Source organism: Pseudomonas sp. USTB-Z, from assembly GCF_019691255.1.
Taxonomy (GTDB): Bacteria; Pseudomonadota; Gammaproteobacteria; order Pseudomonadales; family Pseudomonadaceae; genus Aquipseudomonas; species Aquipseudomonas alloputida.
The window spans coordinates 151196-177779 of the sequence record NZ_JAECZP010000007.1; the positions used below are offsets into that span (position 1 = coordinate 151196).

The 26584-nt window shown below is 63.1% G+C and carries 22 protein-coding genes; 11 read left to right on the forward strand and 11 right to left on the reverse strand.

The window, feature by feature from the left end; translation table 11 throughout:
* Positions 1-214 precede the first annotated feature (214 nt).
* The 3 genes from I8746_RS10805 to mfd are packed head-to-tail and all read right to left on the reverse strand — an operon-like array spanning position 215 to position 7568.
* On the reverse strand, positions 215-3532 hold the full coding sequence (locus I8746_RS10805) for a DEAD/DEAH box helicase (RefSeq protein WP_221100664.1): 3318 nt from the start codon (positions 3530-3532) through the stop codon (positions 215-217).
* Between the two features lie 4 nt (positions 3533-3536).
* Entirely contained in the window at positions 3537-4109 is a 573-nt protein-coding gene (locus tag I8746_RS10810; protein WP_212627878.1) for a CsiV family protein, read from the reverse strand.
* A 9-nt stretch (positions 4110-4118) separates the two neighbouring features.
* Positions 4119-7568: a transcription-repair coupling factor gene (mfd, locus tag I8746_RS10815; RefSeq protein ID WP_012053155.1), complete on the reverse strand. Its 3450-nt coding sequence runs from the start codon at positions 7566-7568 to the stop codon at positions 4119-4121.
* 167 nt (positions 7569-7735) lie between these two features.
* Here mfd and I8746_RS10820 point away from each other — a divergent pair, with 167 nt between their 5' ends.
* The 3 genes from I8746_RS10820 (at position 7736) to sthA (ending at position 11976) form a co-directional block, all read left to right on the forward strand.
* The gene (locus I8746_RS10820) at positions 7736-9199 is read left to right on the forward strand and encodes a glyceraldehyde-3-phosphate dehydrogenase (RefSeq protein WP_010953137.1); all 1464 of its coding nucleotides are present in this window, start codon (positions 7736-7738) and stop codon (positions 9197-9199) included.
* A 179-nt stretch (positions 9200-9378) separates the two neighbouring features.
* Positions 9379-10377 carry an FAD:protein FMN transferase gene (locus tag I8746_RS10825; protein ID WP_221100665.1) on the forward strand — a complete coding sequence of 333 codons (999 nt, stop codon included), beginning with the start codon at positions 9379-9381 and terminating at the stop codon, positions 10375-10377.
* Positions 10378-10581: 204 nt separating this feature from the next.
* On the forward strand, positions 10582-11976 hold the full coding sequence (sthA, locus tag I8746_RS10830) for a Si-specific NAD(P)(+) transhydrogenase (protein ID WP_010953139.1): 1395 nt from the start codon (positions 10582-10584) through the stop codon (positions 11974-11976).
* Positions 11977-12024: 48 nt separating this feature from the next.
* Here sthA and I8746_RS10835 read toward each other — a convergent pair whose 3' ends face one another.
* Together I8746_RS10835 and I8746_RS10840 are read right to left on the reverse strand one after the other, a co-directional pair.
* Complete coding sequence (locus I8746_RS10835; protein WP_003248799.1) at positions 12025-12741, reverse strand: glycerophosphodiester phosphodiesterase family protein; 717 nt, start codon at positions 12739-12741, stop codon at positions 12025-12027.
* Positions 12742-12772: 31 nt separating this feature from the next.
* A complete protein-coding gene (locus I8746_RS10840) occupies positions 12773-13357 on the reverse strand; it encodes a PilZ domain-containing protein (RefSeq protein ID WP_003248801.1) in 585 nt (194 codons plus the stop codon).
* A gap of 93 nt (positions 13358-13450) precedes the next feature.
* Here I8746_RS10840 and I8746_RS10845 point away from each other — a divergent pair, with 93 nt between their 5' ends.
* Genes I8746_RS10845 through I8746_RS10855 form a run of 3 tightly spaced genes read left to right on the forward strand, consistent with a single transcriptional unit; the run spans position 13451 to position 16694 of the window.
* Positions 13451-14701, forward strand: coding sequence for a lipoprotein-releasing ABC transporter permease subunit (locus I8746_RS10845; RefSeq protein ID WP_003248802.1), 1251 nt, complete (start codon positions 13451-13453; stop codon positions 14699-14701).
* A gap of 7 nt (positions 14702-14708) precedes the next feature.
* Positions 14709-15392, forward strand: a complete 684-nt coding sequence (gene lolD / locus I8746_RS10850; RefSeq protein ID WP_014753922.1) for a lipoprotein-releasing ABC transporter ATP-binding protein LolD — start codon at positions 14709-14711, stop codon at positions 15390-15392.
* 60 nt (positions 15393-15452) lie between these two features.
* The gene (locus I8746_RS10855) at positions 15453-16694 is read left to right on the forward strand and encodes a lipoprotein-releasing ABC transporter permease subunit (RefSeq protein WP_003248806.1); all 1242 of its coding nucleotides are present in this window, start codon (positions 15453-15455) and stop codon (positions 16692-16694) included.
* A gap of 39 nt (positions 16695-16733) precedes the next feature.
* Here the strand turns inward: I8746_RS10855 and cinS are convergent, their stop codons facing one another.
* Together cinS and cinR are read right to left on the reverse strand one after the other, a co-directional pair.
* Positions 16734-18086 carry a two-component system sensor histidine kinase CinS gene (cinS, locus tag I8746_RS10860; protein ID WP_143999820.1) on the reverse strand — a complete coding sequence of 451 codons (1353 nt, stop codon included), beginning with the start codon at positions 18084-18086 and terminating at the stop codon, positions 16734-16736.
* Complete coding sequence (gene cinR, locus I8746_RS10865; protein ID WP_014753919.1) at positions 18083-18763, reverse strand: two-component system response regulator CinR; 681 nt, start codon at positions 18761-18763, stop codon at positions 18083-18085. Before cinR ends, cinS begins: the two co-directional genes overlap by 4 nt.
* Positions 18764-18962: 199 nt before the next feature.
* Here cinR and I8746_RS10870 point away from each other — a divergent pair, with 199 nt between their 5' ends.
* Positions 18963-19490: a plastocyanin/azurin family copper-binding protein gene (locus tag I8746_RS10870; RefSeq protein WP_221100666.1), complete on the forward strand. Its 528-nt coding sequence runs from the start codon at positions 18963-18965 to the stop codon at positions 19488-19490.
* Positions 19491-19558: 68 nt separating this feature from the next.
* On the forward strand, positions 19559-20389 hold the full coding sequence (gene queF / locus I8746_RS10875; RefSeq protein ID WP_004576985.1) for an NADPH-dependent 7-cyano-7-deazaguanine reductase QueF: 831 nt from the start codon (positions 19559-19561) through the stop codon (positions 20387-20389).
* A gap of 31 nt (positions 20390-20420) precedes the next feature.
* Here the strand turns inward: queF and I8746_RS10880 are convergent, their stop codons facing one another.
* The gene (locus I8746_RS10880; RefSeq protein WP_003248815.1) at positions 20421-20684 is read right to left on the reverse strand and encodes a DUF4404 family protein; all 264 of its coding nucleotides are present in this window, start codon (positions 20682-20684) and stop codon (positions 20421-20423) included.
* 122 nt (positions 20685-20806) lie between these two features.
* Positions 20807-21370 (reverse strand): hypothetical protein, encoded by a 564-nt coding sequence (locus I8746_RS10885; RefSeq protein ID WP_012053149.1) that lies wholly within the window; start codon positions 21368-21370, stop codon positions 20807-20809.
* A gap of 201 nt (positions 21371-21571) precedes the next feature.
* Here I8746_RS10885 and I8746_RS10890 point away from each other — a divergent pair, with 201 nt between their 5' ends.
* Positions 21572-22279 carry a VacJ family lipoprotein gene (locus tag I8746_RS10890; RefSeq protein ID WP_012053148.1) on the forward strand — a complete coding sequence of 236 codons (708 nt, stop codon included), beginning with the start codon at positions 21572-21574 and terminating at the stop codon, positions 22277-22279.
* 34 nt (positions 22280-22313) lie between these two features.
* Here I8746_RS10890 and I8746_RS10895 read toward each other — a convergent pair whose 3' ends face one another.
* Positions 22314-22613, reverse strand: a complete 300-nt coding sequence (locus I8746_RS10895) for a PilZ domain-containing protein (protein ID WP_012053147.1) — start codon at positions 22611-22613, stop codon at positions 22314-22316.
* 270 nt (positions 22614-22883) lie between these two features.
* Here I8746_RS10895 and rssB point away from each other — a divergent pair, with 270 nt between their 5' ends.
* Together rssB and rssC are read left to right on the forward strand one after the other, a co-directional pair.
* Positions 22884-24065 (forward strand): two-component system response regulator RssB, encoded by a 1182-nt coding sequence (rssB, locus tag I8746_RS10900; protein WP_003248822.1) that lies wholly within the window; start codon positions 22884-22886, stop codon positions 24063-24065.
* Positions 24062-24544, forward strand: a complete 483-nt coding sequence (gene rssC, locus I8746_RS10905) for an anti-sigma factor antagonist RssC (protein ID WP_003248823.1) — start codon at positions 24062-24064, stop codon at positions 24542-24544. The genes rssB and rssC overlap by 4 nt, the downstream gene beginning before the upstream one ends.
* A 145-nt stretch (positions 24545-24689) precedes the next feature.
* On the opposite strand, the gene I8746_RS10910 is transcribed toward rssC, so the two are convergent.
* Entirely contained in the window at positions 24690-26543 is a 1854-nt protein-coding gene (locus tag I8746_RS10910) for an alkaline phosphatase D family protein (protein WP_221100667.1), read from the reverse strand.
* Between the last annotated feature and the right edge of the window lie 41 nt (positions 26544-26584).

Below are 26584 nucleotides of genomic sequence, written 5' to 3' on the forward strand. Positions count from 1 at the left end.
CTGTGCCGAACCACCGATGCGTGCCTGTAGGCGCGGGTTTACCCGCGAATTTGGTGGCGGCGGCAACGGTGAACGGCGGGTGGTAATTGGCCAGCAGGTCCGGCCTCTTCGCGGGTAAACCCGCTCCTACGACGGCCTGTGCCGAATCACCGATGCGTGTGTAGGCGCGGGCTTGCCCGCGAAGAGGCCCGCACAGGCTGTATCCGCTTTTGGTCTACCGCCCGCGCTTTCCAGGCAATGGCGCAAACAGGGCCTCGATTTCTTCATCGCCAAGCCGCCATTGCCCAGCCTGCCCGCCGTCCAGCAGGCTGGCCGCCAATGCAGCCTTTTCCTGCTGCAACAACTGGATCTTCTCTTCCACCGTACCCCGGGTAATCAGCTTGAACACGAACACCGGCTTGTCCTGGCCGATGCGGTAGGCACGGTCGGTAGCTTGGTTTTCGCTGGCCGGGTTCCACCAGGGGTCGAAGTGGATCACGGTGTCCGCCGCCGTCAGGTTCAAGCCTACGCCCCCTGCCTTGAGGCTGATCAGGAACACTTCGCTTTCACCTTGCTGGAACTGCTGCACTGGCGTGCGACGGTCACGAGTGTCACCGGTCAGCAAGCTGTAGCGGATTTTGCGCTTCTCGAGCTCCTGCTCGATCAACGCCAGCATCGAGGTGAACTGTGAGAACAACAACACCCGGCGCCCTTCGCTGAGCAGTTCTTCGAGCATCTCCAGCAGCGCACCCAGCTTGCCCTTGTCGGCCTGGTTGCCTTTGCTTTCTACCCCCTTGACCAGGCGCAGGTCACAGCACACCTGGCGCAGCTTGAGCAGCGCATCGAGGATCACGATCTGGCTGCGTGCGGCGCCATTGCGGGCGATTTCGTCGCGGACTTTCTGGTCCATGGCCACTCGCACGGCTTCGTACGTATCGCGCTGGGCATCACTGAGCTCGACCCAGTGCACCATCTCGGTCTTGGCCGGCAGTTCTGTGGCCACCTGCTCCTTGGTGCGGCGCAGCAGGAACGGCCGGATGCGGCTGGCCAGGTGGGCCATGCGCTCGCTGTCACCGTGGCGCTCGATCGGGTTGCGGTAATCCTGGTTGAAGCGCTTCAGGTCGCCCAGCCAGCCGGGCATCAGGAAGTGGAAGATCGACCACAGTTCGCCCAGGTTGTTTTCCATTGGCGTGCCGGTCAGGCACAGGCGCTGCCCGGCCTGTAGCTCGCAGACGGCGAGGGCAGCCTTGCTGCTGCTGCTCTTGATGTTTTGCGCCTCGTCCAGTATCAGCATGTGCCAGGCCTGGGGGCGCAGCTGTTCCAGGTCGCGTGGCATCAAGGCGTAAGTGGTCAGGACCAGATCGTACTCATGGAGTTTGGTGAAGTACTTGCTGCGCCCCGGCCCATGCAGTGCCAGGACGCGCAGGTCGGGGGCGAAGCGCTGGGCTTCGTCCAGCCAGTTGGGTATGAGGCTGGTCGGCATGACTGCCAGGGCCGGTGCACTCAGGCGTCCGGACTGTTTCTCCAGCAGCAGATGGGCCAAGGCCTGCAGGGTCTTGCCCAGGCCCATGTCGTCGCCGAGGATACCGCCGGTACCCATCTCGCGCAGGGCCTGCAGCCAGTTCAAGCCTTGCTGCTGATAGGGGCGCAAGCTGGCCTGCAGCCCTGTGGGTGGTTCTACCTGCAGGTCCCGGGCATCGCGCAGGCGCCGGCCCAGATCGCGTACGTGCTCGCCACCTTCCCAGTGCAGGGGCAGGCCTTCGATTTCGTTCAGGCGCGCGGCGTCGGCGCGCTCCATGCGCAGGGAAGGGCCTGCCGTGTCCTCGTGCAGGTAGAGCTCGCCCAGGGTACCCATGACTGCCTTGATGCGGCCGTAGGGCAGGGCGACGCGCAAAGCCGGGGCATCGAGACGGCCGCGATTGAGGTCGATCAGCAGATGTTCATCATCGCTGCGCCGGGCCAGTTCGCTAGGGCGTAGCAGCTCTGGGCTGCTGCGCAGCAGGTGCAACACGATCGGCAGCAGGCTGTGGCGCTGGCCATCGACCACGATGCCGAGTTCCAGGTCGAACCATTCATGGCCAGGCGCTTCGTCGATGGTCGCATACCAGTCGTCCACCTCCTGCAGGTTGAAGGCGAAGTCGCGGTGAATATCGATGTCCCAGCCGGCTTCGCGCAGGCGCGGCAGGCCTTCGCGGGCAAAACGCAGCCAGGCTTCGTCGTCAGGCAACTGGTGCATTTCGCCGGCGCTGTCGGGTAGGGCCTTGCTCTGCCGTGTGGCGGGCTTGAAGCCGAAATCGCGCAGCACCTTGCGCAGCGCCTGCTCGGCTTGAGTCTGTCGGCGAATGCGCTGGCTGGTGCTGCCTGCCAGGCGGGTCAGCGGCTTTTCGTCGGTGCCGCTGGCCTGCAAGCCGTCATAATCGAACGCCAATGCGGCGCGGTGTTGCATTTGCCGTTGCATGCGACCGGTTTTCGGCATGTAGGCGGTGTATTCAAGGCTGCCGAGAGCAAGAAGGGGTTTTGGCTGTATGTTATCGAGCAACTGCTCCTGCACTTGCGTCGGGGTCGGCACCTTGTGGCTGAGGGCATTGAGCTTGTGGCTCAGGGGTACGACCAGGTGTTCCGGCACATCGGGTGCGATAGTCAGCTGCACGGCGACGTGGGGATCCAGGCTGTGCTCGACCTTGCCCACTTCACGGGTCGGCAGGTCCAGGTAGTAAAGCGGCAGCAGCGGGATGACGCAGCGCAGCATCGCTTCGCCGCTGTACCACCGCCCCCGGTAATTTCCGTTGTCCAGGCGTACCCAGCGAAACTCGGCGTGGCGCACCGGGCCTTCATGAAGCAGGGGGAGGTCGGTGTCGAAGAACATCCGCCCGGTTTCGAGGGCGCGCTGGAACAGCTCGCCACCTTCATGGCCCTTCAGTCGGTAGCCGCGATCCTGGCCGCCGCCCTGATTCAGGGCCGAGAGCAGGCGCAGAATGCGGATGTCTTCGTCTGTTACGAAGCGCGGTGGCTCGTAGAGGAAATCGTAAAGGGACTGGACGCGGCTGAAGCGGATGCCGTCCTCCGTTCGCGTGCCCTTGCGCACAAGCAGGGCGCAGCCCGCATCGTCGGTGAGCTGCAGCTGATAGCACACCATGCGCCCGCGTTTGTCTTCGGTCGCGTCGGCTTTGGGTGGGGCCTGCTCCAGGCCGCTCAACCAGTGCTGCAGTTCGGCGGACAAGGTGCCCGGGTTGGCTTGCGTGTCCTTACGGCTGGAAAAGCGCTCGCTGACGCAGAAAAGTACAGCGGCGCAATGCTTGCAGTTTTGCCGTACCGGGCAATCGCAGTCACCGCGCACATGGCACCGGCCGCCCGCTACGTGCAACTTGATGTGTTGCCGGTAGTGGTTGTTGCCGCTCCCCTGGCAACTGGCCGTTATGGTTGGCCCATGAATGCCTTCCAGTTCGGCCCTGCCTTCCTCGGCATAGCGCTCACCGCGCTGCAGGGCAGCTTTGCTGAACGATTGAATCCAGTTCGGATAGGCGTTCACCATTTCGGCGGCATCGTCCTTCATGGGCTTACTGCTCCATCATCTCCGGGTCCATCACCGGCATTTTCGGTGTACCCGGTGGGGTCACCTTCAGCAGCACCGCCAGGTGCCCGCCGTCGAGAAAGGTCAGCTGGCCGCCCTTGACGTTGCTGTTGCTCTGCCTGAACTGCTCGCTTTGCAGCACGTTGCCGTTGCCATCCAGCTGGTTGACCCAGAAGTTGGCCTCGACGGTGATGAAGCGGCCTTCAGCGATGCTCAGGTTGCCTTCGATAGGGAAGTGCCCGAACTGTTCGGTGCCTTCGCCCAGGGCGATGCGGCTGGGTGCGTTGCCCACCTGCTGTTGCCAGGCCTTGTGCATCAGCACGGTGTAGTCGGCGGTGGCTTCCAGGCGGGTGGCTTCATCTTCCAGTGCTGGGCGGCGCTCGGCGTCTTTCGCCAGGCGTGGGGCGCCAGCGCTCCAGTCTTCGGGGGCGAACGGGCTGGTGAAGGCGGGCACGCTGTTCTGCCGCACCAGAATCATTTCTACCTGATACAAGCCTTCAGCGAAGGCGGCTGGGGCGAACAGCGCCAGCAGCAGGGTCAGGCAACGGATGGCACGCATGAGTCTTCCTTAGGCAGGCTGTGGGGTCAGGCGCTCGAACAGCGCCTCCAGGGTATTGAAACGTTCGTCGGGGCGTTCCATCGGTACCAGGAAGCGGAACTGGGTGGCGCCTTCGAACTTGTAGCGTTTGGGTTGACCCTGGATCAGCTTGATCAGGGTCAGTGGGTCGACCGGTGTTTCGGCTTCGAACTCGAGCTTGCCACCGTTGGGCCCCGCATCGACTTTCTTGATGCCGAGCTTTTCCGCGTGCAGCTTGAGTGACGTCAGGCGCATCAGGTTCTTGGTCGGCTCTGGCAGCAAGCCGAAGCGGTCGATCATCTCGACCTGCAAGTCCTTGAGGCCTTCTTCGTCGGCAGCCGAGGCAATGCGTTTGTACAGGATCAGGCGCGCATGCACGTCAGGCAGGTAGTCCTCGGGGATCAGTGCCGGCAGGCGCAGGTTGATCTCCGGGCCGCCACCCAGGGGTTGCTCAAGGTTCGGCTGGGTACCTTTTCGGATTGCCTTGACCGCACGTTCGAGCATTTCCATGTACAGGGTGAAGCCCACTGCCTGGATCTGCCCGCTCTGGCCTTCGCCCAGCAGCTCGCCGGCACCGCGGATTTCCAGGTCGTTGGTGGCCAGCACAAAGCCTGCGCCAAGGTCTTGCGTGTTGGCGATCGCCTCCAGGCGCTTTTCGGCGTCGGCGCTCACCTTCTGACGGGTAGGTGTGAGCAGGTAGGCGTAGGCCTGGTGGTGACTACGGCCAACCCGGCCACGCAGCTGGTGCAGCTGGGCCAGGCCGAACTTGTCGGCGCGCTCGATGACGATCGTGTTGGCGCTGGGCACGTCGATACCGGTTTCGATAATGGTCGAGGCCACCAGCACGTTGAAACGCTTGTGGTAGAAATCGCTCATCACCTGTTCCAGCTCGCGTTCGCGCATTTGCCCGTGGCCGATGCCGATGCGTGCCTCGGGCACCAGCTCGGCAAGGTCGGCGGCGCATTTTTCGATGGTTTTCACATCGTTGTGCAGGTAATACACCTGGCCACCGCGCAACAGTTCGCGCAGCAGCGCCTCCTTGACCGTGCTCTTGTTCTGTTCCATGACGAAGGTGCGCACCGACAGGCGGCGTGCTGGCGGCGTGGCGATGATCGACAGGTCGCGCATGCCCGCCACCGCCATGTTCAGCGTGCGCGGAATCGGCGTGGCGGTCAGGGTGAGGATATCGACCTCGCTGCGCAGCGCCTTCAGCTGTTCTTTCTGGCGCACGCCAAAGCGGTGCTCTTCATCGATGATGGCCAGGCCCAGGTCTTTGAAGCGTACGTCGTCCTGCAGCAGCTTGTGGGTGCCGATGAGAATGTCGATCTTGCCTTCGGCAAGGTCCGCGGCGGCGGCGGCCACTTCCTTGGCCGATTTGAAGCGGCTCATCACTTCCACGGTCACGGGCCAGTCGGCAAAGCGGTCGCGGAAGCTGTTGTAATGCTGCTGGGCAAGCAGGGTGGTGGGCACCAGTACGGCCACCTGGCGGCCACTGTGCACGGCGATGAACGCCGCGCGCATGGCCACTTCGGTCTTGCCGAAGCCCACGTCGCCGCAGACCAGGCGGTCCATTGGCTTGGGTGCCAGCATGTCGGCGCGCACGGCCTCGATGGCGGCCTGCTGGTCCGGGGTTTCCTCGAACGGGAAGCCGGCGCTGAAAGTGGCGTAGTCGGCGGACGGGTCGGCAAACGCGTAGCCCTTGCGCGCGGCGCGGCGGGCATAGATGTCGAGCAGTTCGGCGGCCACGTCGCGGACCTGTTCGGCGGCCTTGCGCTTGGCTTTCTGCCAGGCCTCCGAACCCAGCCGGTGCAACGGAGCCAGGGCGTCGTCGCTGCCGGTGTAGCGGGCGATCAGGTGCAGGTTGGCCACCGGCACATACAGCTTGGCGTTCTCGGCGTATTCCAGCGTCAGGAATTCGGCGGCCTGGCCGTCGATTTCCAGCGTGGCCAGGCCCAGGTAGCGCCCGACGCCATGGTCGATGTGCACCACCGGCGCACCTTCGCGCAGCTCGGTGAGGTTCTTGATGACCGCGTCGTTGGCGGTTTCGCCGCGCTTGTCACGGCGCCGGCGCTGCATCACTCGCTGGCCGAACAGTGGGCTTTCGGCAATCAGGGCCAGCCCTGGATCGTCCAGCAGCAGGCCGTCGTCCAGCGGGGCGATGGTGATCGCCAGGCGCTCGGCACCGGTAATGAAATCGTCCCAGCCTTCGACGGTATGCGGGCGCAGCTTCAGCCGTTCGAGCAGTTCCAGCAGCACTTCCCGGCGGCCCGCTGATTCGGCGGTGAAGAGCACGCGGCCGGGGAACTGGTCGAGGAAGTTGGCCAGCTCGGCCAGCGGCTGGTTGGCCTTGGCCTCGATGGCCAGGTTGGGCAGGGCGCGCGCCGGGAAGCGCTCGCGGCCCACGCCAGGCTCCAGCGCTTCGCTGCTGACCACCACCCGGGGCCACTGCTTGAGCCGGGCGAAGCAATCTTCCACCGGCAGGAACAGCTCGGCCGGCGGCAACAGCGGCCGGCTGAGGTCGCCGCGGCGGTCTTCATAGCGCCCGCGCACGTCGTTCCAGAAGTGCTCGGCGGCCTGTTCCACACCGGGTAGCGAGAACACCTGGGTGTCGGTCGGCAGGTAGTCGAACAGGGTCGAGGTTTCTTCGAAGAACAGCGGCAGGTAGTACTCGATACCGGCGGGGATGATGCCGCTGGCCAGGTCCTGGAAGATTGCACTGCGGCGGAAGTCGACGTCGAAGCGCTCGCGAAAGCGTGCCTTGAAGCGGGTCACTTCTTCCTTCTGCATCGGGAATTCGCGTGCCGGCAGCAGGCGCACCGAATCCACCTTGTCGATCGAGCGCTGGGTCTCGGGGTCGAAGGTGCGCAGCGTTTCGATCTCGTTATCGAACAGGTCGATGCGATAGGGCAGTTTGCTGCCCATCGGGAACAGGTCGATCAGCGCGCCGCGCACGGCGAACTCGCCATGCTCGTAGACGGTGTCGACACAACGGTAGCCGCTGGCCTCCAGGCGCAGGCGCATCTGTTCCACGTCGATCGTCTGGCCCACATCCAGCACCAGGCTGCTGCCCAGCAGAAAACGCGTGGGTGCCAGGCGGTGCAGGGCGGTGGTGATCGGCACCACGAGGATGCCGTGGCTCAGCTCCGGCAGGCGGTACAGGCTGGCGATGCGCTGGGAGATGATGTCCTGGTGCGGCGAGAACAGGTCGTAGGGCAGGGTTTCCCAATCGGGGAACGGCAGCACTGGCAGGTCTGGGGCAAAGAAGCGCAGCTCCTGCTCCAGACGGTCGGCGGCCTGGCTGTCGGCCGTCAGCAGCAAGGTGAAGCGGCCAGCGCTGCTGGCGGCTTCGGCGATGGCAAGGCTGAGGGCGGCACCGGGCAGGTTGCCCCAGGTTTGTTTGCCGGCCGTGGCCGACATTTGCGGTAGGCGCAGAACTGACACGGGAGATTGCACTCCAAGCGTTGCGGCAAAGAGACCGATTGTACCGGTGACGGTGCCGGCTGTCAGGCTCGAAAGGGCATGAACGCTGGCTTGCGTCACTGCGTCAGGCACTCATTGCCGGTTCCGCGTTGGGGCGTCATAATGTAGCCCCTTTTTTCTGTCCCTACATGTGGAAGGTTCCCGTGACTCAGAAGCCCGACCAGTGTCTTGGTGAGTGGATTGATCGTGAAGCCCTGGCTGAAGCGATGATCCCGCTTATCGGTCAGCTCTACCGCAATAACAATGTGGTGAGCTCGATTTATGGCCGCAGCCTGATCAACCGTTCGGTTATCTCGATCCTCAAGGCGCACCGCTTTGCGCGCCACCGCCAAACCGACGAAACCGAACTGTCCGTCCACGAGACATTCCCCCTGCTCAAGGCCATGAGCGAGCTGAAACTGGGCGCCGCATCGGTCGACCTGGGCAAGCTGGCCAACAAGTTCAAGCAGGAAGGCAATGGCCGCACTGCCGAGCAGTTCGTCCGTGAAGAGCTGGCCGACGTGGTCGGTCAGCAGAACGCTTCGGCGCGCAAAGGCACCGACGTTGTCCTGTACGGCTTCGGTCGCATCGGCCGCCTGCTGGCGCGCATCCTGATCGAGAAGACCGGTGGTGGTGACGGCCTGCGTCTGCGTGCCATCGTCGTGCGCAAAGGCGCCGAAAACGACCTGGTCAAGCGTGCCAGCCTGCTGCGCCGTGACTCGGTGCACGGCCCGTTCGATGGCACCATCACCATCGACGAAGCCAACAACACCATCACCGCCAACGGCAACCTGATCCAGGTTATCTACGCCAAGAGCCCGAGCGAAGTCGACTACACCCAGTACGGCATCGACAATGCGCTCATCGTCGACAACACCGGCGTATGGCGTGACGCCGACGGCCTGGGCCAGCACCTGGCCTGCCCGGGTGCTGCCCGCGTGATCCTCACCGCACCTGGCAAGGGCGCGCTGAAGAACATCGTGCACGGTATCAACCACGGTGATATCACTGCCGATGACAAGATCATCTCGGCGGCCTCCTGCACCACCAACGCCATCGTGCCGGTGCTCAAGGCCATCAACGACCAGTACGGCATCGTCAACGGCCACGTCGAAACCGTTCACTCGTTCACCAACGACCAGAACCTGATCGACAACTTCCACAAGGGCAGCCGCCGTGGCCGTGCCGCGCCGCTGAACATGGTAATCACCGAAACCGGCGCCGCCACCGCTGCTGCCAAGGCACTGCCAGTGCTGAAGGGCAAGCTGACCGGCAACGCGATTCGTGTTCCGACGCCGAACGTTTCGATGGCCATCCTGAACCTGAATCTGGAAAAGGCCACCACCCGCGACGAGATCAACGAGTACCTGCGCCAGACCGCCATGCACTCGGAGCTGCACAAGCAGATCGACTACGTGGCTTCGCAGGAAGTGGTTTCGACCGACTTCGTCGGCTCGCGCCATGCCGGTGTGGTTGACGCAGAGGCGACCATCGCCAACGACAACCGCGTTGTTCTGTACGTCTGGTACGACAACGAATTTGGTTATAGCTGCCAGGTGGTTCGTGTGATGGAAGACATGGCCGGTGTGAACCCGCCAGCGTTTCCACGCTGATTCGCTTGTAAGGCAATGAAAAAACGGGAACCTTCGGGTTCCCGTTTTTTTTATTCTGAATGTGTGTTGTCAGTGCCGGCCCTTTCGCGGGTAAACCCGCGCCTACCGGATTATCGCTGCCCCTGTAGGCGCGGGTTTACCCGCGAAGAGGCCAGCACTGGCAACCGAGAAACCCTACTGTGCGCACAGCCCTACTGTTCATTCTGCTGCTACTCACCGCCTGCAACCAGGGCCCCACCCTGGAGCGCCTGGGTGGCCCGACCATGGGCAGCAGCTACAGCATCCAGTACGTCCGCGAGCCTGGTGGCCCGGAGCCGGCCCAGGTGCAGAGGGCGGTGGAAACCATCCTGCACGACATCGACCACCACTACTCGACCTACCGCAGCGATTCCATCGTAAGCCAGTTCAACCGCTTGCCTGCCGGCCAGTGCCTGGCCCTGCCGCCTGACATGCTCGCGTTGGTCAGCCTGGGCCAGCACCTTGCCGAGCAGAGCGATGGCGCCTTCGATCTCACGGTAGAGCCTTTGCTCGATCTGTGGGGCTTCGGCCCTCAGGCCCGTCACCAGCAGGTGCCCGAACCACAGGCACTGGCCCAGGTACGCCAGCGTGTGGGCTACCAGCACCTGCGCGTCAAAGGTCGAGCCCTGTGCAAGGGTGCCCCGGTGCAGCTCGACTTCAACAGTATCGTCGCCGGTCATGCTGTCGACTTGATCGCTGCGCGCCTGCAGGCCATGGGTGTCAGCAGTTTTGTCGCCGAGGCCACTGGCGAGCTGAAGGCGGTTGGCCGCAAGCCTGACGGCAGCCCTTGGCGTATTGCCCTGGAACTGCCCCGCGAAGACCGTCAGATCGCTCGCCAAATTATTCCGGTCAATAGCCTTTCAGTATCAACCTCGGGTGACTATCGGCACTATTTCGAGCAGAATGGCCGGCGCTATTCGCACACCTTCGATGCCCGCCTCGGGCGCCCGGTCGAACATGACCTGGCTGCCGTTACGGTGCTGGACGCCTCAGCACTGCTGGCCGATGGCTATTCGACGCTGCTACTCATCCTGGGCCCACAGCAAGGCTGGGATTTTGCCGTGGCGCATGACTTGGCGGCGGTTTTGGTGACTCGAGCAGAGGGAGGCTTCGTCTCCCGAGCTACGCCCGCGTTCGAACGGGCAGTGAAAGGCCAGTGAAAGCACTGGCAGGGATGATTGCCGCCAGGGAATGGGTGAAGCATATGTAGTGCGGGCAAAATTGGCCTACGACGCGACCAAGGGTTAATGTGCGCGGCGTTCAGGGTTGATTAGACTGCACCCGAATTTTCTCATGGCGCCCCGGCGGCATGATCGTGCCCCGCGAGCGACCGTGGCTTGCGGGCCAGTTCTGAAGGAGTACGCATGGCTGTCTACAACTACGACGTAGTGGTGCTGGGTTCCGGCCCGGCCGGTGAAGGCGCGGCAATGAACGCCGCCAAAGCAGGGCGCAAGGTAGCGATGGTCGATGACCGTCGCCAGGTCGGTGGCAACTGCACCCACTTGGGTACCATTCCGTCCAAGGCACTGCGTCACTCGGTGCGGCAGATCATGCAGTTCAACACCAACCCGATGTTTCGTGCCATCGGCGAGCCGCGCTGGTTCTCCTTCCCGGACGTGCTGAAAAGCGCCGAGAAGGTCATCGCCAAGCAGGTGGCATCGCGCACCGGCTACTATGCCCGTAACCGCGTCGACGTGTTCGTCGGCACCGGCAGCTTTGCCGACGAGCAAACCGTGGAAGTGGTGTGCCCGAACGGCGTGGTCGAGAAGCTCAACGCCAAGCACATCATCATCGCGACCGGCTCGCGCCCCTACCGCCCGGCCGACATCGACTTCCACCACCCGCGCGTGTACGACAGCGACACCATCCTCAGCCTCAGCCATACCCCGCGCAAGCTGATCGTGTACGGTGCCGGCGTGATCGGTTGCGAATACGCTTCGATCTTCAGTGGCCTGGGCGTATTGGTCGAGCTGGTCGACAACCGTGGCCAGCTGCTGAGCTTCCTCGACTCGGAAATTTCCCAGGCGCTGAGCTACCACTTCAGCAACAACAACATCACCGTGCGCCACAACGAAGAGTACGAGCGTGTCGAAGGCCTGGACAACGGGGTGATCCTGCACCTCAAGTCGGGCAAGAAGATCAAGGCCGACGCGTTGCTGTGGTGCAACGGCCGTACCGGCAACACCGACAAGCTGGGCCTGGAAAACATCGGCATCAAGGTGAACAGCCGCGGTCAGATCGAGGTCGACGAGGCCTACCGCACCACCGTGCCGAACATCTACGGTGCCGGCGACGTGATCGGCTGGCCAAGCCTGGCCAGTGCCGCCCATGACCAGGGCCGGTCGGCCGCTGGCAGCATTGTCGATAACGGCAGCTGGCGCTTCGTCAACGACGTGCCGACGGGTATCTACACCATTCCCGAGATCAGCTCGATCGGCAAGAACGAGCAGGAGCTGACCCAGGCCAAGGTGCCGTACGAAGTGGGCAAGGCCTTCTTCAAGAGCATGGCGCGTGCGCAGATCGCCGGCGAGCCGCAGGGCATGCTGAAGATCCTGTTCCACCGCGAAACCCTGGAAATCCTCGGCGTGCATTGCTTCGGCTACCAGGCTTCGGAGATCGTCCACATTGGCCAGGCGATCATGAACCAGCCGGGTGAGCAGAACAACCTGAAGTACTTCGTCAACACCACGTTCAACTACCCGACCATGGCCGAAGCCTATCGGGTAGCTGCCTATGACGGCCTGAACCGGCTTTTTTGAGCGGCTCCGACCGGTGGCCTGAGCCGGTCGGAGAGACCGATTTCAACCCTACCCGAGGGTGGTCTTGGCCAAACCGGGAAAGTCTGTAATCAGGCTGTCCACACCAAAGTCAGCAAGCCGGCGCATCAGTGCCGGCTCGTTGACCGTCCACACCGACACATGCAAACCCTGGCCCTGTGCTTTGAGCAGGCGCTCGGGGGTGCACAGCGTCCAGTTCAATGCCAGCAGTTCGCAGCCGTAGTTCTGTGCCACCTTCAGCGGGTCGAGCCAGGCGTATTCGGCCACCAGCCCACGCTTCACGTCTGGCACCAGTTCCAGGGCGGCGCCCAGTACTTCGCGTGAACTGGAGGTGATGGTCACCTTGTCCAGCAGGCCATATTGCTGGGCCAGTTCACGGATCGCCAGGACGGTGGTGGCCGCGCGGGTGCGCGAGGCGCTTTTCACCTCCAGTTGCCAGTGTTCGAACGGGCATTTTTCGAACAGCTCTTCCAGTTTCGGGATCGGGCAGGGCTGCACATGGCCCGGGCCGCCTTTGCGGGCATCGATCTTGACCAGTTCGGCGGCCGGGTGCTCGACCACTTTGCCGCGCCGGCCCGTGGTGCGCTTGAGGGTGGGGTCGTGGATGACCATCAGTTCGTTGTCGGATGACAAGTGCAGGTCCAGCTCGCAGCGGGTCACGCCATGGGACAGGCATTGCTGAAAGCTCTTCAGGGTGTTCTCGGGTGCTTCGCCCTTGGCGCCGCGATGGCCGTAGATCAGGGTCACGTTCGTTCCTTCAAATCAGGGAGAAATTGGCTCAGGAGGCGGGGTCGTTCAGTTCCAGCTGCTGGCGCCGTTGCTGTTGCTGGCGCTGCAGGATGTAACGCGCCAGCAGTTGTCGTTGGGCATCGGTCATGTCGATGAACTCGGTGCCGACCTCGAAGCCGCCCTCCGGGCGAGGGTCGCAATGGGTGATCTTGCCGCGCAGCAGCAGGCCATGGGCGCGCGGCATCAGCACCATTTTCACTTTCACCCGGGTACCGGGGGCAATCTGTGTGGCTTGGGCGGATTCGATGCCGCCTTCGGAAATGACCACCGGCAGCGGCTCGCCGACCTCGCCAAGCAGGGTTTGTGCAACCACCGCGCTGAGCAAGTCGAGGCGCTTGTTCTGTGCCCGCAGGAACGCGGCGAGGGTGCGGTCCTTGTCGCTTAGCTGGCGCAACAGGTGTTGCGACTCGAAGTCCGACAGGTGCAGCTCGCTGAGCAGGTTGAACAACGGCGAATCATCTTGCAACACATCTGGTTCAAGGGCTTCAGCCGCGCTAAGGGGGCTTATTTGAAGTGCGATCCGATCTTCGATGCGGTAGTATTCGCGGCGATCTTCTTCGTCTAATGTCGTCATGGCGAACCCAAGGTAGCGGCGGTGGTCCGAGTGTAAAGCCGCCGTAGGCGCCTCGCCACAAGGACGTTCCCTTTCATCCGAACAAGCCCCGACATGTTCAGACCTCTTTTCGCATTCATCGGTACGCGTTATACCCGTGCCAAACGTCGCAATCACTTCGTCTCGTTCATTTCCCTGACCTCGATGATCGGCCTCGCCCTGGGCGTGGTGGTAATGATCGTGGTGCTGTCGGTGATGAACGGTTTCGACCACGAGATGCGCACCCGCGTGTTGGGGATGATTCCCCATGCCACGCTGGAGAGCGGCCAGCCCATTGCCGACTGGCAGGCCCTTGCCCAACAAGTAAAGCAGAATCCGCAGGTGGTGGCGGTTGCACCGTTCACCCAGATGCAGGGCCTGCTGACCCATGATGGCAAGGTGCAGAAGGTGCTGCTCAACGGCATCGACCCTGCTCGCGAGCGCGAGGTGTCGATCATCGACAACTTCGTCCTGCAAGGCCGCCTGGACCAGTTGGCGCCGGGCGAGTGGGGCATCATGATCGGCGACAAGGCGGCGGCCAAGCTGGGCGTTGCCATCGGCGACAAGCTCACCTTCGTCGCCCCCGAGGTCAGCGTGACCCCCGCCGGCATGTTCCCGCGCATGAAGCGCTTCACCGTGGTCGGCACCTTCCACGTTGGCGCGGGGGAGATCGACGGCTACCTGGGCCTGACCAACATCAGCGACCTGTCCCGCCTGCACCGCTGGAAGCCCGACCAGGTCCAGGGCCTGCGCCTGAAGTTCGACGACCTGTTCCAGGCGCCGCGCGTAGCCTGGAGCATCGCCCAGCAGCTGGGCGAACAGGAGTTCTATAGCCGTGACTGGACCCGTACCCACGGCAACCTGTACCAGGCGATCCGTATGGAAAAGGCCATGATCGGCCTGCTGTTGCTGCTGATCGTGGCGGTGGCGGCGTTCAACATCATTTCCACCCTGGTGATGGTGGTCAACGACAAGCGCGGCGACATCGCCATCCTGCGCACCCTGGGCGCCACGCCCGGGCAGATCATGCTCATCTTCATGGTCCAGGGCACGGTGATCGGGGTGATCGGTACCCTGATCGGCGCCGTCGTCGGGATCTTCGCGGCCCTGAACGTGAGCGCGGCGATCGCCGGCATCGAGACACTGATCGGCCACAAGTTCCTCAACGCCGACGTGTACTTCATCGATTACCTGCCGTCGCAGATCCTGGCCCAGGACGTGTACATGGTCTGCGGTGCGGCACTGGTCCTGAGTTTCTTCGCCACCCTGTATCCGGCCTGGCGTGCGGCCCGCACCCAGCCTGCAGAGGCGCTACGTTATGAGTGAGTCGCGCATGAGTGATAAAGCCGTTCTGAGTTGCCGCAACCTGGGCAAGTCCTACGACGAGGGCCCGGAGTCGGTGCAGGTGCTGTCCGGGCTCAACCTGGAACTGCAGGCCGGTGAGCGGGTGGCCATCGTTGGCAGTTCCGGGTCGGGCAAGAGTACCTTGCTCAACCTGCTGGGCGGCCTCGACCGGCCGACCCAGGGTAGCGTGTGGCTGGCTGGCGAAGAGCTGTCGGCACTGGGCGAGCGTGCCCGTGGCCTGCTACGCAACCGCGAGTTGGGCTTTGTCTACCAGTTCCACCACCTGCTGCCGGAATTCACCGCCATCGAGAACGTGTGCATGCCGCTGCTGATCGGCCGAACGCCCATCCCCGAGGCCCGGGAGCGTGCCGAGGCGCTGCTCAAGCGGGTAGGCCTGGGCCACCGCCTGAACCACAAGCCGGCCGAGCTTTCCGGCGGCGAGCGCCAGCGTGTGGCGATTGCCCGGGCGCTGGTCAACCGCCCGGGCCTGGTGATGCTCGACGAGCCGACCGGTAACCTCGACCACCATACCGCCCAGGGCATCCAGGAACTGATGCAGGAGCTGTCCAGCGCTTCGCGCACGGCATTCCTGGTGGTCACCCACGACCTCAACCTGGCGCGGCAGATGGACCGTGTGCTGAAGCTCGACGATGGCCACCTGGTGGCCATCTGATCGACTGCCGGGGTGGCAGGTGCTGCCCCGTTTTCCTGTTTCCATTGGGTGATTTCGTACATGTTCAGACCCTTGCCCATCTTTATCGGCGCGCGCTACACCCGAGCCAAGCGTCGCAACCACTTCATCTCGTTCATTTCGATGACTTCGATGATCGGCCTGTCGCTGGGCGTGCTGGCGATGATCGTGGTGCTGTCGGTGATGAACGGCTTCCAGCGCGAAATGAGCTCGCGCATTCTCGGCCTGGTGCCGCATGCCGCCATCCTGGGCGTGCAGCCGCTGGACGATTGGCACAAGGTGGCCGACGCTGCCATGAAGAATCCGGCGGTGATGGCTGTGGCGCCGATTACCGAGATGGAAGGCATGCTGTCGTACAAGGGCGCCATGCAGCCGATCCAGGTGGGTGGTATCGACCCGGCCGAGGAGGGCAAGGTTTCCATCGTTGGCCAGCACATCGTCCAGGGCCGTCTGCAGGGCTTGCAGCCCGGTGAGTTCGGTGTGGTTATCGGTGAGCTGACCGCACGCCGCTTCCGCCTGAACACCGGCGACAAGCTGACCTTGATCGTGCCGGAAATCAGCAAGGAACCGGGTGGCATCACCCCGCGCATGCAGCGCCTCACCGTGGTTGGCATCTTCAAGGTCGGCGCCGAGCTGGATGGGTCGCAGGCCTATATCCATGTTGCTGATGCAGCTGAGATGCAGCGCTGGGCGCCGGGCCAGGTGCAAGGTGTGCGCCTTAAGCTGCACGACCTGTATGCCGCTCCGCAGGTGGCCAAGGCGATTGCTGCCGGGCTTGGGGACGCCTACCGGGCCGATGACTGGTCGCATACCCAGGGCAGCCTGTTCAGCGCCATGAAGATGGAAAAGACCATGATCGGCCTGTTGCTGATGATGATCATCGCGGTAGCGGCGTTCAATATCATCGCCACCCTGGTGATGGTGGTGAACGACAAGGGGCCGGACATTGCCATCCTGCGTACCTTGGGCGCCACGCCGGCGCAGATCATGGGCACGTTCATGGTCCAGGGCAGCCTGATCGGCATTGTCGGCACGCTGATTGGTGGCGTACTGGGCGTGATTGCGGCGTTCAATGTGAGCCAGATCGTCGGCTGGCTGGAGCGGGTGAGCGGGCAGCACATCTTTACGTCGGATGTGTACTTCGTCAGCAGCTTGCCGTCGCAGTTGCAGTGGGGGGATGTGGCGATCATCTGCACCGCCGGCCTGGTGATGAGTTTCCTGGCGACCCTTTACCCGGCCTACCGGGCGTCGCAGGTGCAGCCGGCGATTGGCCTGGCGGTTTGATGTTTGCCTGAGATCCTGGGGGCGTAAAGCGCCCCAGGGTTACCGATCTTGAGCGAACTCGATCACGAATCGGGTCCACCCACCCTCGCACTCCGCCCGTATGCACCCGCCATGGGCCTGCACGATCGACCGGGTAATTGCCAAGCCCAACCCCGCATGCTCGCTGCTGCCTTCCCGTCGAGCCGGGTCCACCCGGTAGAAGCGGTCGAAAAGCCGCGGTAGTGCCGCCGGGTCGATAGCCAGTCCGGTATTGGCCACGTTGATCGTCGGCCCCGGCCCCAGGGTCACCTTGATCTGTCCTCCTGCCGGGGTAAAACGCATGGCGTTGTCCAGCAGGTTGGACAGCGCCCGGCGCAGCATATGCTGGTCGCCGTGCAGCACCGCTTCACCCTCGCGCAGCATCTGCACGTCGTTGTCTTCTGCCAGAGGCGCGTAGTACTCCAGCAGTGCATCCACCTCGTCATGCAGCGCCAAAGGCGCGTGCCCCGGTACCAGAAGGCCGTGGTCGGCCTTGGCCAGAAACAGCATGTCGTTGATCATCTGCGCCATCCATTGCAGTTCTTCCAGGTTGCCATGCAGCGCCTCTCGGTATTCTTCGAGGCTACGTGGGCGGGTGAGGGTGACCTGGGTGTGGGTCAGCAGGTTGGACAGCGGCGTACGCAACTCGTGGGCGATATCGGCCGAGAACGCTGACAGGCGCTGGAAGGCATCGTCCAGGCGCTGCAGCATCGCGTTCATGCTGCTGGCCAGCTCGGCCAACTCTTCGGGCATCTGCGCCACCGGCAGACGGGTGGTGAGCGAACGCGCTGACACGCTGGCGGCCACCTGGCCCATCTGCCGCAATGGGCGCAGGCCGCTGCGGGCGGCCCAGGCACCCAGTAGTGCGGTGGTTAGCGCCGACAGGCCGACCGTCAGCCAGATCAGCCGTTGCATGCCCTGCAGGAAGTGCTGGTGGTGGGTGATGTCGAGGTACAGGGTCAGTCGCGGCGACTGCATGGTGCCCTGTTTCAGGGGCACGGACAGGCTGCGGTAGTCGATGCCTTGCGCATGCAGGGTGGCCAGCCCGGTGGCCAGCGCTGCTTGCGGCAGCCCGCTGCGGCTTTCGAACCAGGTGGCGCCATTGCTGGCGCTGATACGCAAGGCCAGGTCGGCCTGGTGACTCAGTTCATCGCGCAGGGCAGGCAGGCGGGCCTGGAGCTCATCAGCCGTGCTGACATCAGCCAGTTGCGTACGAAACAAGGACAGGCGCGAGTCCAGCAGTTGTTGGTCAAGTTCGACGAAGTGCTGCTCGCTGGCCCGGCTGAATAGCAGGCCGGCGCCCAGCGAGACAGTGGCGGTGCAGGCGGCGAACAGCAGGGCCAGGCGGTTACCGAGGGAAACCCGGCGCATCACTCGGTGCGCTCTTCGAGTACGTAACCCATGCCGCGTACGGTGTGGATCAGCTTGTTGGGGTGCGGGTCGTCGATCTTCAGGCGCAGGCGGCGGATGGCCACTTCGATCACATTGGTGTCGCTGTCGAAGTTCATGTCCCACACCTGCGAGGCGATCAGCGATTTTGGCAGCACCTCACCCTGGCGGCGCAGCAGCAGCTCAAGGAGTGAGAATTCCTTGGCGGTCAGGTCGATGCGCTGCCCGGCGCGCTCGGCGCGGCGTCGGATCAGGTCCAGGCGCAGGTCGGCCAGGCTCAGGGTCGTGTCCTGGCTCGGGCTGGTGCCACGGCGCAGCAGGCTGCGTACCCGGGCCAGCAGTTCGGAAAAGGCGAACGGCTTGACCAGGTAGTCGTCGGCGCCCAGTTCCAGGCCATGCACGCGATCCTCGACGGCGTCGCGGGCGGTCAGGAACAGCACTGGCGTATCCAGGCCTGCCTGGCGCACGGCCTGAAGAATCTGCCAGCCGTCGCGGCCAGGCAGCATCACGTCGAGGATCAGCAGGTCGTGGTCGCCGGTCAGGGCGAGGAACTGGCCGGTCTCGCCATCGGTAGCCAACTCGGTGGCAAAGCCGGCCTCGCTCAGGCCTTGGCTCAGGTACTGGCCGGTGCGGGCCTGGTCTTCGACGATCAGCAGTTTCATGCACTGTCCATATTCTGAAAGATTGTGCGTGGCCTATGGCGTCGCTTTACCGCTAGCACAGGGGTAATGGGGTGGGTGAAATGATACGTGACGATGTGCCCGCTCGCCCAAACTGACGAAGTTGTAATGTGCCTGTCAGGTAACTGCCAGTCGCCCCGGCTAATGTGGCTTCATCCTGCTGTGTATTCCCGGAGTCATCATGAAACACCTGTTCATTGCCGCCACCCTTGCCCTGGGCAGCCTGCCGGCTGTCGCTAGCCAGGCGCAGAGCTTCGCCTTTGGCGAGCCTGCCCCGGCGGCCAAGGCCACCCGCACGGTCAACGTGGTGCTCAAGGACATTGCCTTCGAGCCCAAAAGCCTGCAGGTAAAAGCCGGCGAGACGGTGCGCTTCGTGCTGGTCAACGAGGGCAACCTGCCGCACGAATTCAACCTGGGCGACAAGGCCATGCATGCCGAACACCAGAAGGAAATGGTTGCCATGCAAGGCAAGATGTTCACCGAGGCCATGAACCACGAAGGCATGGATCACGGCAAGATGATGAGCCACGGCCAAATGATGGACCACGGCGATGGCCATGGTCACGGGGGTGGCAATACTGTGATGGTTATGCCCGGCCAACGCGCCGAGCTGACCTGGACCTTCCGCCAACCGGTGCCCATCGAGTTTGCCTGCAACGTGCCGGGGCATTACCAGGCGGGTATGGTGGGGGCATTGACCATTGAGTGACTGGCCCTGCAAGGCGGGGTGCAAAACCGGTAGACTAGGGGCATTTTCGAACCTCTAGGTCAGTTTCCATGCATCCCGCTGCCGAACATTCCCCGCTGGGCAAGTCCAGCGAATACATCGCCACCTACTCCCCGGAGCAGTTGTTCCCGATCCCGCGTACTGCCAAGTGGGCCGAGCTGGGCGTCACTGCACAGACCTTGCCCTGGCTGGGGGTGGATTTCTGGAACTGCTTCGAGCTGAGCTGGTTGCTGCCTTCGGGCAAGCCGGTGGTGGCGATCGGCGAGTTCGCCATCCCGGCGGACTCGCCAAACATCATCGAGTCCAAGTCATTCAAGCTGTACCTCAACTCGCTGAACCAGACGGTGTTCGCCTCGCTGGACGCGTTGCAGGCATGCCTGGAAAAAGACCTGTCCGCCGCTGCCGGCAAGCCGGTGGGGGTGAAGGTGCGCACTTTGGCCGAGGTTGAAGCCCAGGGTGTGGTGGCGCTACCGGGGCAGTGCATCGATGCACTGGATGTGGCCATCAGCAACTACGAGCAGCCGCAGCCAGAGCTGTTGCGCTGCGACCCGGCGCGGGTGGTGGAAGAAACCCTGCATAGCCATCTGCTGAAGTCCAACTGCCCGGTCACCGGCCAGCCGGATTGGGGCAGCGTGGTGGTTGAGTACAAGGGCAGGGCGCTGGACCACGCCAGCCTGCTGACCTACTTGATCAGCTTCCGCCAGCATGCCGACTTCCATGAGCAGTGTGTGGAACGGATTTACCTGGACTTGAAGAATCTGCTGCAGCCGGAGCACCTGACGGTCTATGCGCGCTATGTGCGCCGCGGTGGGCTGGATATCAACCCGTATCGCAGCACCGGGGCGATCAGCCCGGATAACAAACGCCTGGTACGGCAGTAATACAGGGGGCCGCTTTGCGGCCCCCGCTCTTTCAGATCCCCATGCTGTGCAGCGAGTTGGCAATGCTGCGCAGGGTGGCTGTGAGGTCGGGGTGGTCGGCCTCGAAGCGTTCGATCGCCAGGTTCACGCCGTCCACCAGGTTGTTGTCTGGCGTGGCTTCCTCAAGTTTCAGTTGCGCCTCGATCTGGCGCGCCTCTTCGTGCAGGGCGGCCAGCTCTTCTTCCGAAAGCGGTACGTTGCGGTCCAGTTGCTCGCGCAAGCTGTTCAGGCGCTCTTGCAATTCGCGGGCAGGCATTGGCTATTCTCCATCAATGGCTTGGCAAGCCATGGACCTCGGCGGCGTGGCAAAGGTTCTGGCCTGTCTTCAGGGTAATCTACCTGCTGGCGATTTGCATGATCCGCGTCAAGGCTGCTGTATCAGGGTTTTTCACCCTTGCGCCGGCGCTGGGCGATGTCCACCAGGCAGGTGTCCAGCGCTTCCAGATGGTCGATCACCGAGTGCACGCCCAGGCTGAATAGCGCCAGCGTCGCCTTGCTACGCGCCAGATCCTGCTCTTGCGGGCTCATGGCTTGCCATTGCGCAGAAGTGCGGTCGCATAACGGGCTGCAGGCGGCCAGGCCCACTGTCCACAAGCCGGCGTTAAGGCCAGACTGCAGCAGGCGGGGGTCGCCGCTGACCAATACGCAGCCATCCAGGCGCTCGCTGTCCAGCGCCATCAGTGCCTGCCAGCACGCGTTCGGCGCTGGCCAGCGCACGCCATTGACCGCATGCCCTGGCAGCCAGTCGGGCAGCACATGGGCCAGGCGCTCGCTTTGCGCGGTATTGAGGTCATCCAGCCAGATGCACGGCACTTGGCGCTGACGCAGGCTGGCAAGGGTGGCCAGGGCGCCGGGGGCGGGTGATGGCGCGCCATGGGTAGCCTGCACCAGGCAGCCGCGCAAGCCGAACAGCACAGCAGTGAAGGCGGGCGCAGTGTCCATGGCAACTTCCCCCAAATGGTTCGAAGGCTATGCGTTGATTGTTACCGTCTTGTGACATCGGCCGCTGCGCAACAGTTGTTCACAAAATATTCAGCAAAAATGTGTAAGGCTGTTTATCAGCCCGCAAGTCTCTATACTGCCGCCTTAACAGCAGCGCGACCTGTTGCGCTTGCGGCCGAGAAATTCGATGGAGAAACATCTATGCGTAGGATCGGTGCCAGTGTGATCGAACGAGTCACCCAGGCCTGTGTCTGTGCCAGCATGCTGCTGGCGCCCGTGGCAGCCACCCAGGCCGCCACCGAGGAAGATCCCTGGGAAGCGGTCAACCGCCCGATCTTCCGCTTCAACGATACCCTCGACACCTATGCCCTCAAACCATTGGCCAAGGGCTACCAAGCGGTCACTCCACAGTTCCTCGAAGATGGCATCCACAACATCTTTCGCAACCTGGGGGACGTGACCAACCTGGCCAACGACGTGCTGCAGCTCAAGCCGCATGCGGCGGGCGTGGATACGGCGCGGTTGATCGTCAACACCACCTTCGGCCTGGGTGGCTTCTTCGATGTGGGTACCAAGATGGGCCTGCAGCGCAACGACGAGGACTTTGGCCAGACCCTGGGCTACTGGGGGGTGCCGAGCGGGCCGTATGTGGTCATCCCGCTGCTGGGCCCAAGCACCGTGCGTGACGGTGTGGCCAAGTACCCGGACACCTATACCAAACCCTATCGCTACATCGACCACGTGCCTACGCGCAACTCGATCTTTGCGCTGGACCTGATCGACACCCGCGCCAGCCTGCTCTCGGCCGAAAAGCTGATTCAGGGTGACAAGTACATCTTCATTCGTAATGCCTACCTGCAAAACCGCGAGTTCAAGGTGAAGGATGGCGAGGTCGAAGACGACTTCTGATCTGTGAACCTGGGGCCGCAAAGCGGCCTCAGGATCAATGCATGGCCAGGATCCGCAGCCCGAACTTCTGCTGCCCACTCGGCTGGTCGGCGATCCATACCACTTCGGTGCTGGCATGCAGCCCCTTCAGCGCCGGATGGTCGGAGTCGATCCGTACCTCGATCAGATCACCCACCAGAAAGCGCTGCGGCGCCTGCACCTGCATGCCGCCACTGGACAGGTCCAGGCACACCGCCGCAATCACCTGGCCTTCGTGCAAAAGGCTGACCTCGGTGTCGATGCGCATGCGAATGAAGTCGCGTTTTTCGCTATGGCTGGAGGGCGTGTGGGGCATGCTGCATCCTTCCCGTCGGGTTGCGCTGGTCGACTTTCTTATAACTCCCGGTGATTTGCCCTGTAAAGAGCGGCGAGGTCGACCCCAGCATGCTTGAAACCCCTGCCGGATGGGAGTACCGTCTGCGCCTTACAAGGTACCTCTGACAGTTGCCGGGCAGGTGTTCTTGTCCTACAACTCAAGTAGAGTGTGACCATAAAGAATTCCCGTAGCTGGCCGTCTGCCTTGCCGACACCGCTGCACCAACCTAAATCGGCGCCGTTCGCCCACATGCAGAAAACCAGTGCAACGCTGCTGATCATCGATGACGACGACGTGGTCCGTGCCAGCCTCGCCGCCTACCTTGAAGACAGTGGTTTCAGCGTCCTCCAGGCCAGTAATGGCCAGCAGGGGCTTCAGGTCTTCGAAGAACACCAGCCCGACCTCGTGATCTGCGATCTGCGCATGCCGCAGATGGGCGGTCTCGAACTGATCCGTCAGGTCAGCGAGCGTGCGCCGCAGTTGCCGGTGATCGTGGTGTCCGGTGCCGGCGTCATGAGTGATGCGGTGGAAGCGTTGCGCCTGGGCGCCGCCGACTACCTTATCAAGCCGCTGGAAGACCTGGCCGTACTCGAGCATTCGGTGCGCCGCGCCCTCGACCGCTCGCGCCTTGTGCTGGAAAACCAGCGCTACCGCGACAAGCTCGAAGCCGCCAACCGTGAACTGGAGGCTAGCCTGCACCTGTTGCAGGAGGACCAGACCGCCGGTCGCCAGGTGCAGATGAACATGTTGCCGGAAAGCCCCTGGGTGGCCGGCGAGTTCGCCTTCGAGCACCAGATCATCCCGTCGTTGTACCTTTCGGGGGATTTTGTCGATTATTTCCGCGTGGACGAGCGGCGCATTGCTTTCTACCTCGCCGATGTATCCGGGCATGGGGCGTCGTCGGCCTTTGTCACCGTGCTGTTGAAATTCATGACCACGCGCCTCATGTTCGAGCTCAAGCGCAGCAGGATGCGTGAGTTCAAGCCGTCTGAAGTGCTCAGCCACATCAACCGCGGCCTGATCAACAGCAAGCTGGGCAAGCACGTCACCATGGTCGGCGGGGTGATCGACGAAGAGTCCGGCCTGCTGACCTACGCTGTCGGCGGCCATTTGCCGTTGCCGGTACTGTACACCCCCGAGCATTGCCGCTACCTGGAAGGCCGCGGCCTGCCGGTGGGGTTGTTCGATGAGGCCACCTACCAGGACCTGGTGGTGGAGCTGCCCCCGCAGTTCAGCCTCAGCCTGATGTCCGATGGCATTCTGGACCTTTTGCCGGGTGATACGCTCAAAGATAAAGAAGCCGCCTTGCCGGAGATCGTCAAGGCAGCAGGTGGCAGTCTGGATGGGCTGCGTCAACGATTTGGATTGGCTACGCTTGGGGAGATGCCGGATGATATCGCCCTATTGGTGTTGAGCAGGAACCTTCAATGAGTACCGGTAGAATTCAGTTCGCCGAGCAGAGCGGTACCTTCGTACTGAAATTCGTTGGTGAAGTGCGCCTGACCCTGTGTTCGGCGCTGGATGCGACGATCGAGAAGATTTTCACTGCGCTGAACTTCTCGGCGATTGTCATCGACCTGACTGAAACCGAGAGTATCGACAGCACCACGCTGGGCCTGCTGGCGAAGCTGTCGATCCTGTCGCGGCAGAAGGTGGGCCTGCTGCCGACGGTGGTGACTACCAATCCGGACATTTCACGGCTATTGCAGTCGATGGGTTTCGATCAGGTGTTCAACATTGTCGATCGGCCGATTCCCTGCACCGATTGCCTGACCGACTTGCCGTCGCAGGACCAGAATGAAGAGGTGGTGCGCTCCAAGGTGCTGGAGGCGCACAAGATCCTCATGGGCCTGAATGACTCCAACCGCGAAGCCTTCCATGATCTGGTCAATGCGCTGGAGCGGGGCTGATCTATAGCCTTTGGCGGCCTCTTCGCGGGTAAACCCGCTCCTACGACGGCCTGCGCCCAAACACCAATGTGTGTCCACCCCCAATCAGGTGTAGGAGCGGGTTTACCCGCGAAGAGGCCGGCACAGGCTGTAAAAATTCTGAATCTCACTGCTCCCGGTTTTTAAACTCTGTAGCCTCACCCCCGCCCGCATCCAGCTGATACACCCGCGCCGGCCGCCCCTGTTCATCAAAAAACACCTGTCCCAGCCCGGCACCATTCCACAGCCGTTCCCCGGCCTTACTGTGGCTGGGCGTACGCGGCACCACCTCCATTTCTCGGCGCTTGGTAAACCAGTTGAGCGGCGAGCGTGGCGCATACAACCAGCGGTTGAGCCGGTCGAGCACATCCAGCAAACGCCGGGGAAACTCGTTCTTGATTCCGCTGCTGGTCACCTGCCACAAGTGCGGGCTGCGCTGGCGGTGGCGAATCAGCACCTCATACACGAACGAGTAATGCACATCTCCCGACAGCACCACGTAGTGCCCCGGCGTGCGCGAGTGGCGGAAGATATTGAGGATGACCTGCGCTGCACCGCGGTGGGCCATCCAGTTCTCGGCATCCACCAGCAGCGGGTAGCCCAGCCAGCTGAACACCTTCTGCACCGTCTCGATCAGCTTCACCCCGAAAATCGGCGCAGGCGACACGATGACTGCCGAGGGATGATCGAGCAGTGCTTGCTGCAATTCACTCAGCGCTTCCCAGTCCAGCAGGCCGGACGGCTTGGCCAGGTTGCTTTCGCTGCGCCAGCGGCGGGTGCGGGTATCCAGTACCAGCAGCGGTGGTTCTGTCGGCAGGCTGAACTGCCAACCCTGGAAGCGCAGCAGCTCGCCAATCAGCTCATCCTGGTTCTGGCGGGTCAGCACCTGGCACTGTTCGATCAGCGGATTGCAACCGTCCGGGTTGTTGCCCCAGGCCTGGCAGAGCAGGTAGCCGAGCAAGGCGTTGCCAATGATCCTTCGCGAGAATGGGTGGCCGTAGGCCGTTTCCTCCCACTGCGCCGAGAGGTTCCAGTCGTCGGTGATGTCGTGGTCGTCGAAGATCATCAGGCAGGGCAGGTGGGCCATCACCCGCGCCACCTGACCGAGATTGTCGGCAAACCCCTGGATCAGCGGCAGCTCTTGCCGGTATCGGGCTTGATGCTCGTCGCTGAGCCCGCTGGGGATGCCCAGGTCCACCAGCTGCCAGGGCACCGGCGACCACACCAACAGGTACATGGCCATGACTTCGGCGAAGGTCACCAGGTGGTTGTCGGCGTTGCTGGACGAGAAGATCGGCTTGCGCTTGCCGCCGAAAAAACGCTCGCGCAGGGTGTCGTTGCGTTCCAGCGCCGGCAGCAGGTCGGCGCGGTGGTAGTAGCTGGCCGGGTGCTGGTACAGCGCCTGGCTGTCGGCTACCACCGCACCCTCCAGTTGCTCGTCGAACAAGCCCAGGCGCGAGATCAGGCTATGGATGGCGCGCAGCATGGGGCCAGCGACATCGTCGGCGTAAACCTGGTCGCCCGTCATCAACAGCACGGCCGGGCGGTCTTCGGGCTTCTTGCACGCCTGCAGCAGCCGGTCGGCGCACAGCAGGCCGTCGGCAGCAGGGTGGTGCGGCTTGCGGCAGGAGCCGTGCAGCAACTGCTCTAGGCGCTCACGCAGCACCAGATTTGGGCGCTGGGCGCCCGGGTAGAGCAAGTGCGGCGCCCAGTCGGCGATACCCTGGCCATTGATCAGCAGGTCATAGTCGAGCAGCTGGTTGCAGGGCAGGGGGCTGGCGAATTGGATGTCCAGCAGGTGAACGTAGGCATGCCGGCCAATCGGCACCACCTGGCAATCGACGTGGGCCTCGCTTGCCAGGCAGACGAACGCGGGCTGCAGCGGTTGGGTAGTGACCAGCCAGACGGCCAGACGCTGGGGTTCCAGGCGGCGCAGTATCGGGCCGGCGAGAACGAGGGGCAACGGGTTAGGGGAGGTCATCGACAGCTCGGGTGGCTATGGCGGCCTGTTCGCGGGCAAGC

Excerpts from the sequence above, each read along its gene's own strand:
- I8746_RS10805 (WP_221100664.1), bottom strand. The coding sequence starts at position 3,532 with ATGAAGGACGATGCCGCCGAAATGGTGAACGCCTATCCGAACTGGATT.
- I8746_RS10810 (WP_212627878.1), bottom strand. The coding sequence starts at position 4,109 with ATGCGTGCCATCCGTTGCCTGACCCTGCTGCTGGCGCTGTTCGCCCCA.
- I8746_RS10820 (WP_010953137.1), top strand. The coding sequence starts at position 7,736 with ATGTGGAAGGTTCCCGTGACTCAGAAGCCCGACCAGTGTCTTGGTGAG.
- sthA (WP_010953139.1), top strand. The coding sequence starts at position 10,582 with ATGGCTGTCTACAACTACGACGTAGTGGTGCTGGGTTCCGGCCCGGCC.
- I8746_RS10840 (WP_003248801.1), bottom strand. The coding sequence starts at position 13,357 with ATGACGACATTAGACGAAGAAGATCGCCGCGAATACTACCGCATCGAA.
- I8746_RS10845 (WP_003248802.1), top strand. The coding sequence starts at position 13,451 with ATGTTCAGACCTCTTTTCGCATTCATCGGTACGCGTTATACCCGTGCC.
- lolD (WP_014753922.1), top strand. The coding sequence starts at position 14,709 with ATGAGTGATAAAGCCGTTCTGAGTTGCCGCAACCTGGGCAAGTCCTAC.
- I8746_RS10855 (WP_003248806.1), top strand. The coding sequence starts at position 15,453 with ATGTTCAGACCCTTGCCCATCTTTATCGGCGCGCGCTACACCCGAGCC.
- cinR (WP_014753919.1), bottom strand. The coding sequence starts at position 18,763 with ATGAAACTGCTGATCGTCGAAGACCAGGCCCGCACCGGCCAGTACCTG.
- I8746_RS10870 (WP_221100666.1), top strand. The coding sequence starts at position 18,963 with ATGAAACACCTGTTCATTGCCGCCACCCTTGCCCTGGGCAGCCTGCCG.
- queF (WP_004576985.1), top strand. The coding sequence starts at position 19,559 with ATGCATCCCGCTGCCGAACATTCCCCGCTGGGCAAGTCCAGCGAATAC.
- I8746_RS10880 (WP_003248815.1), bottom strand. The coding sequence starts at position 20,684 with ATGCCTGCCCGCGAATTGCAAGAGCGCCTGAACAGCTTGCGCGAGCAA.
- I8746_RS10885 (WP_012053149.1), bottom strand. The coding sequence starts at position 21,370 with ATGGACACTGCGCCCGCCTTCACTGCTGTGCTGTTCGGCTTGCGCGGC.
- I8746_RS10890 (WP_012053148.1), top strand. The coding sequence starts at position 21,572 with ATGCGTAGGATCGGTGCCAGTGTGATCGAACGAGTCACCCAGGCCTGT.
- I8746_RS10895 (WP_012053147.1), bottom strand. The coding sequence starts at position 22,613 with ATGCCCCACACGCCCTCCAGCCATAGCGAAAAACGCGACTTCATTCGC.
- rssB (WP_003248822.1), top strand. The coding sequence starts at position 22,884 with ATGCAGAAAACCAGTGCAACGCTGCTGATCATCGATGACGACGACGTG.
- rssC (WP_003248823.1), top strand. The coding sequence starts at position 24,062 with ATGAGTACCGGTAGAATTCAGTTCGCCGAGCAGAGCGGTACCTTCGTA.
- I8746_RS10910 (WP_221100667.1), bottom strand. The coding sequence starts at position 26,543 with ATGACCTCCCCTAACCCGTTGCCCCTCGTTCTCGCCGGCCCGATACTG.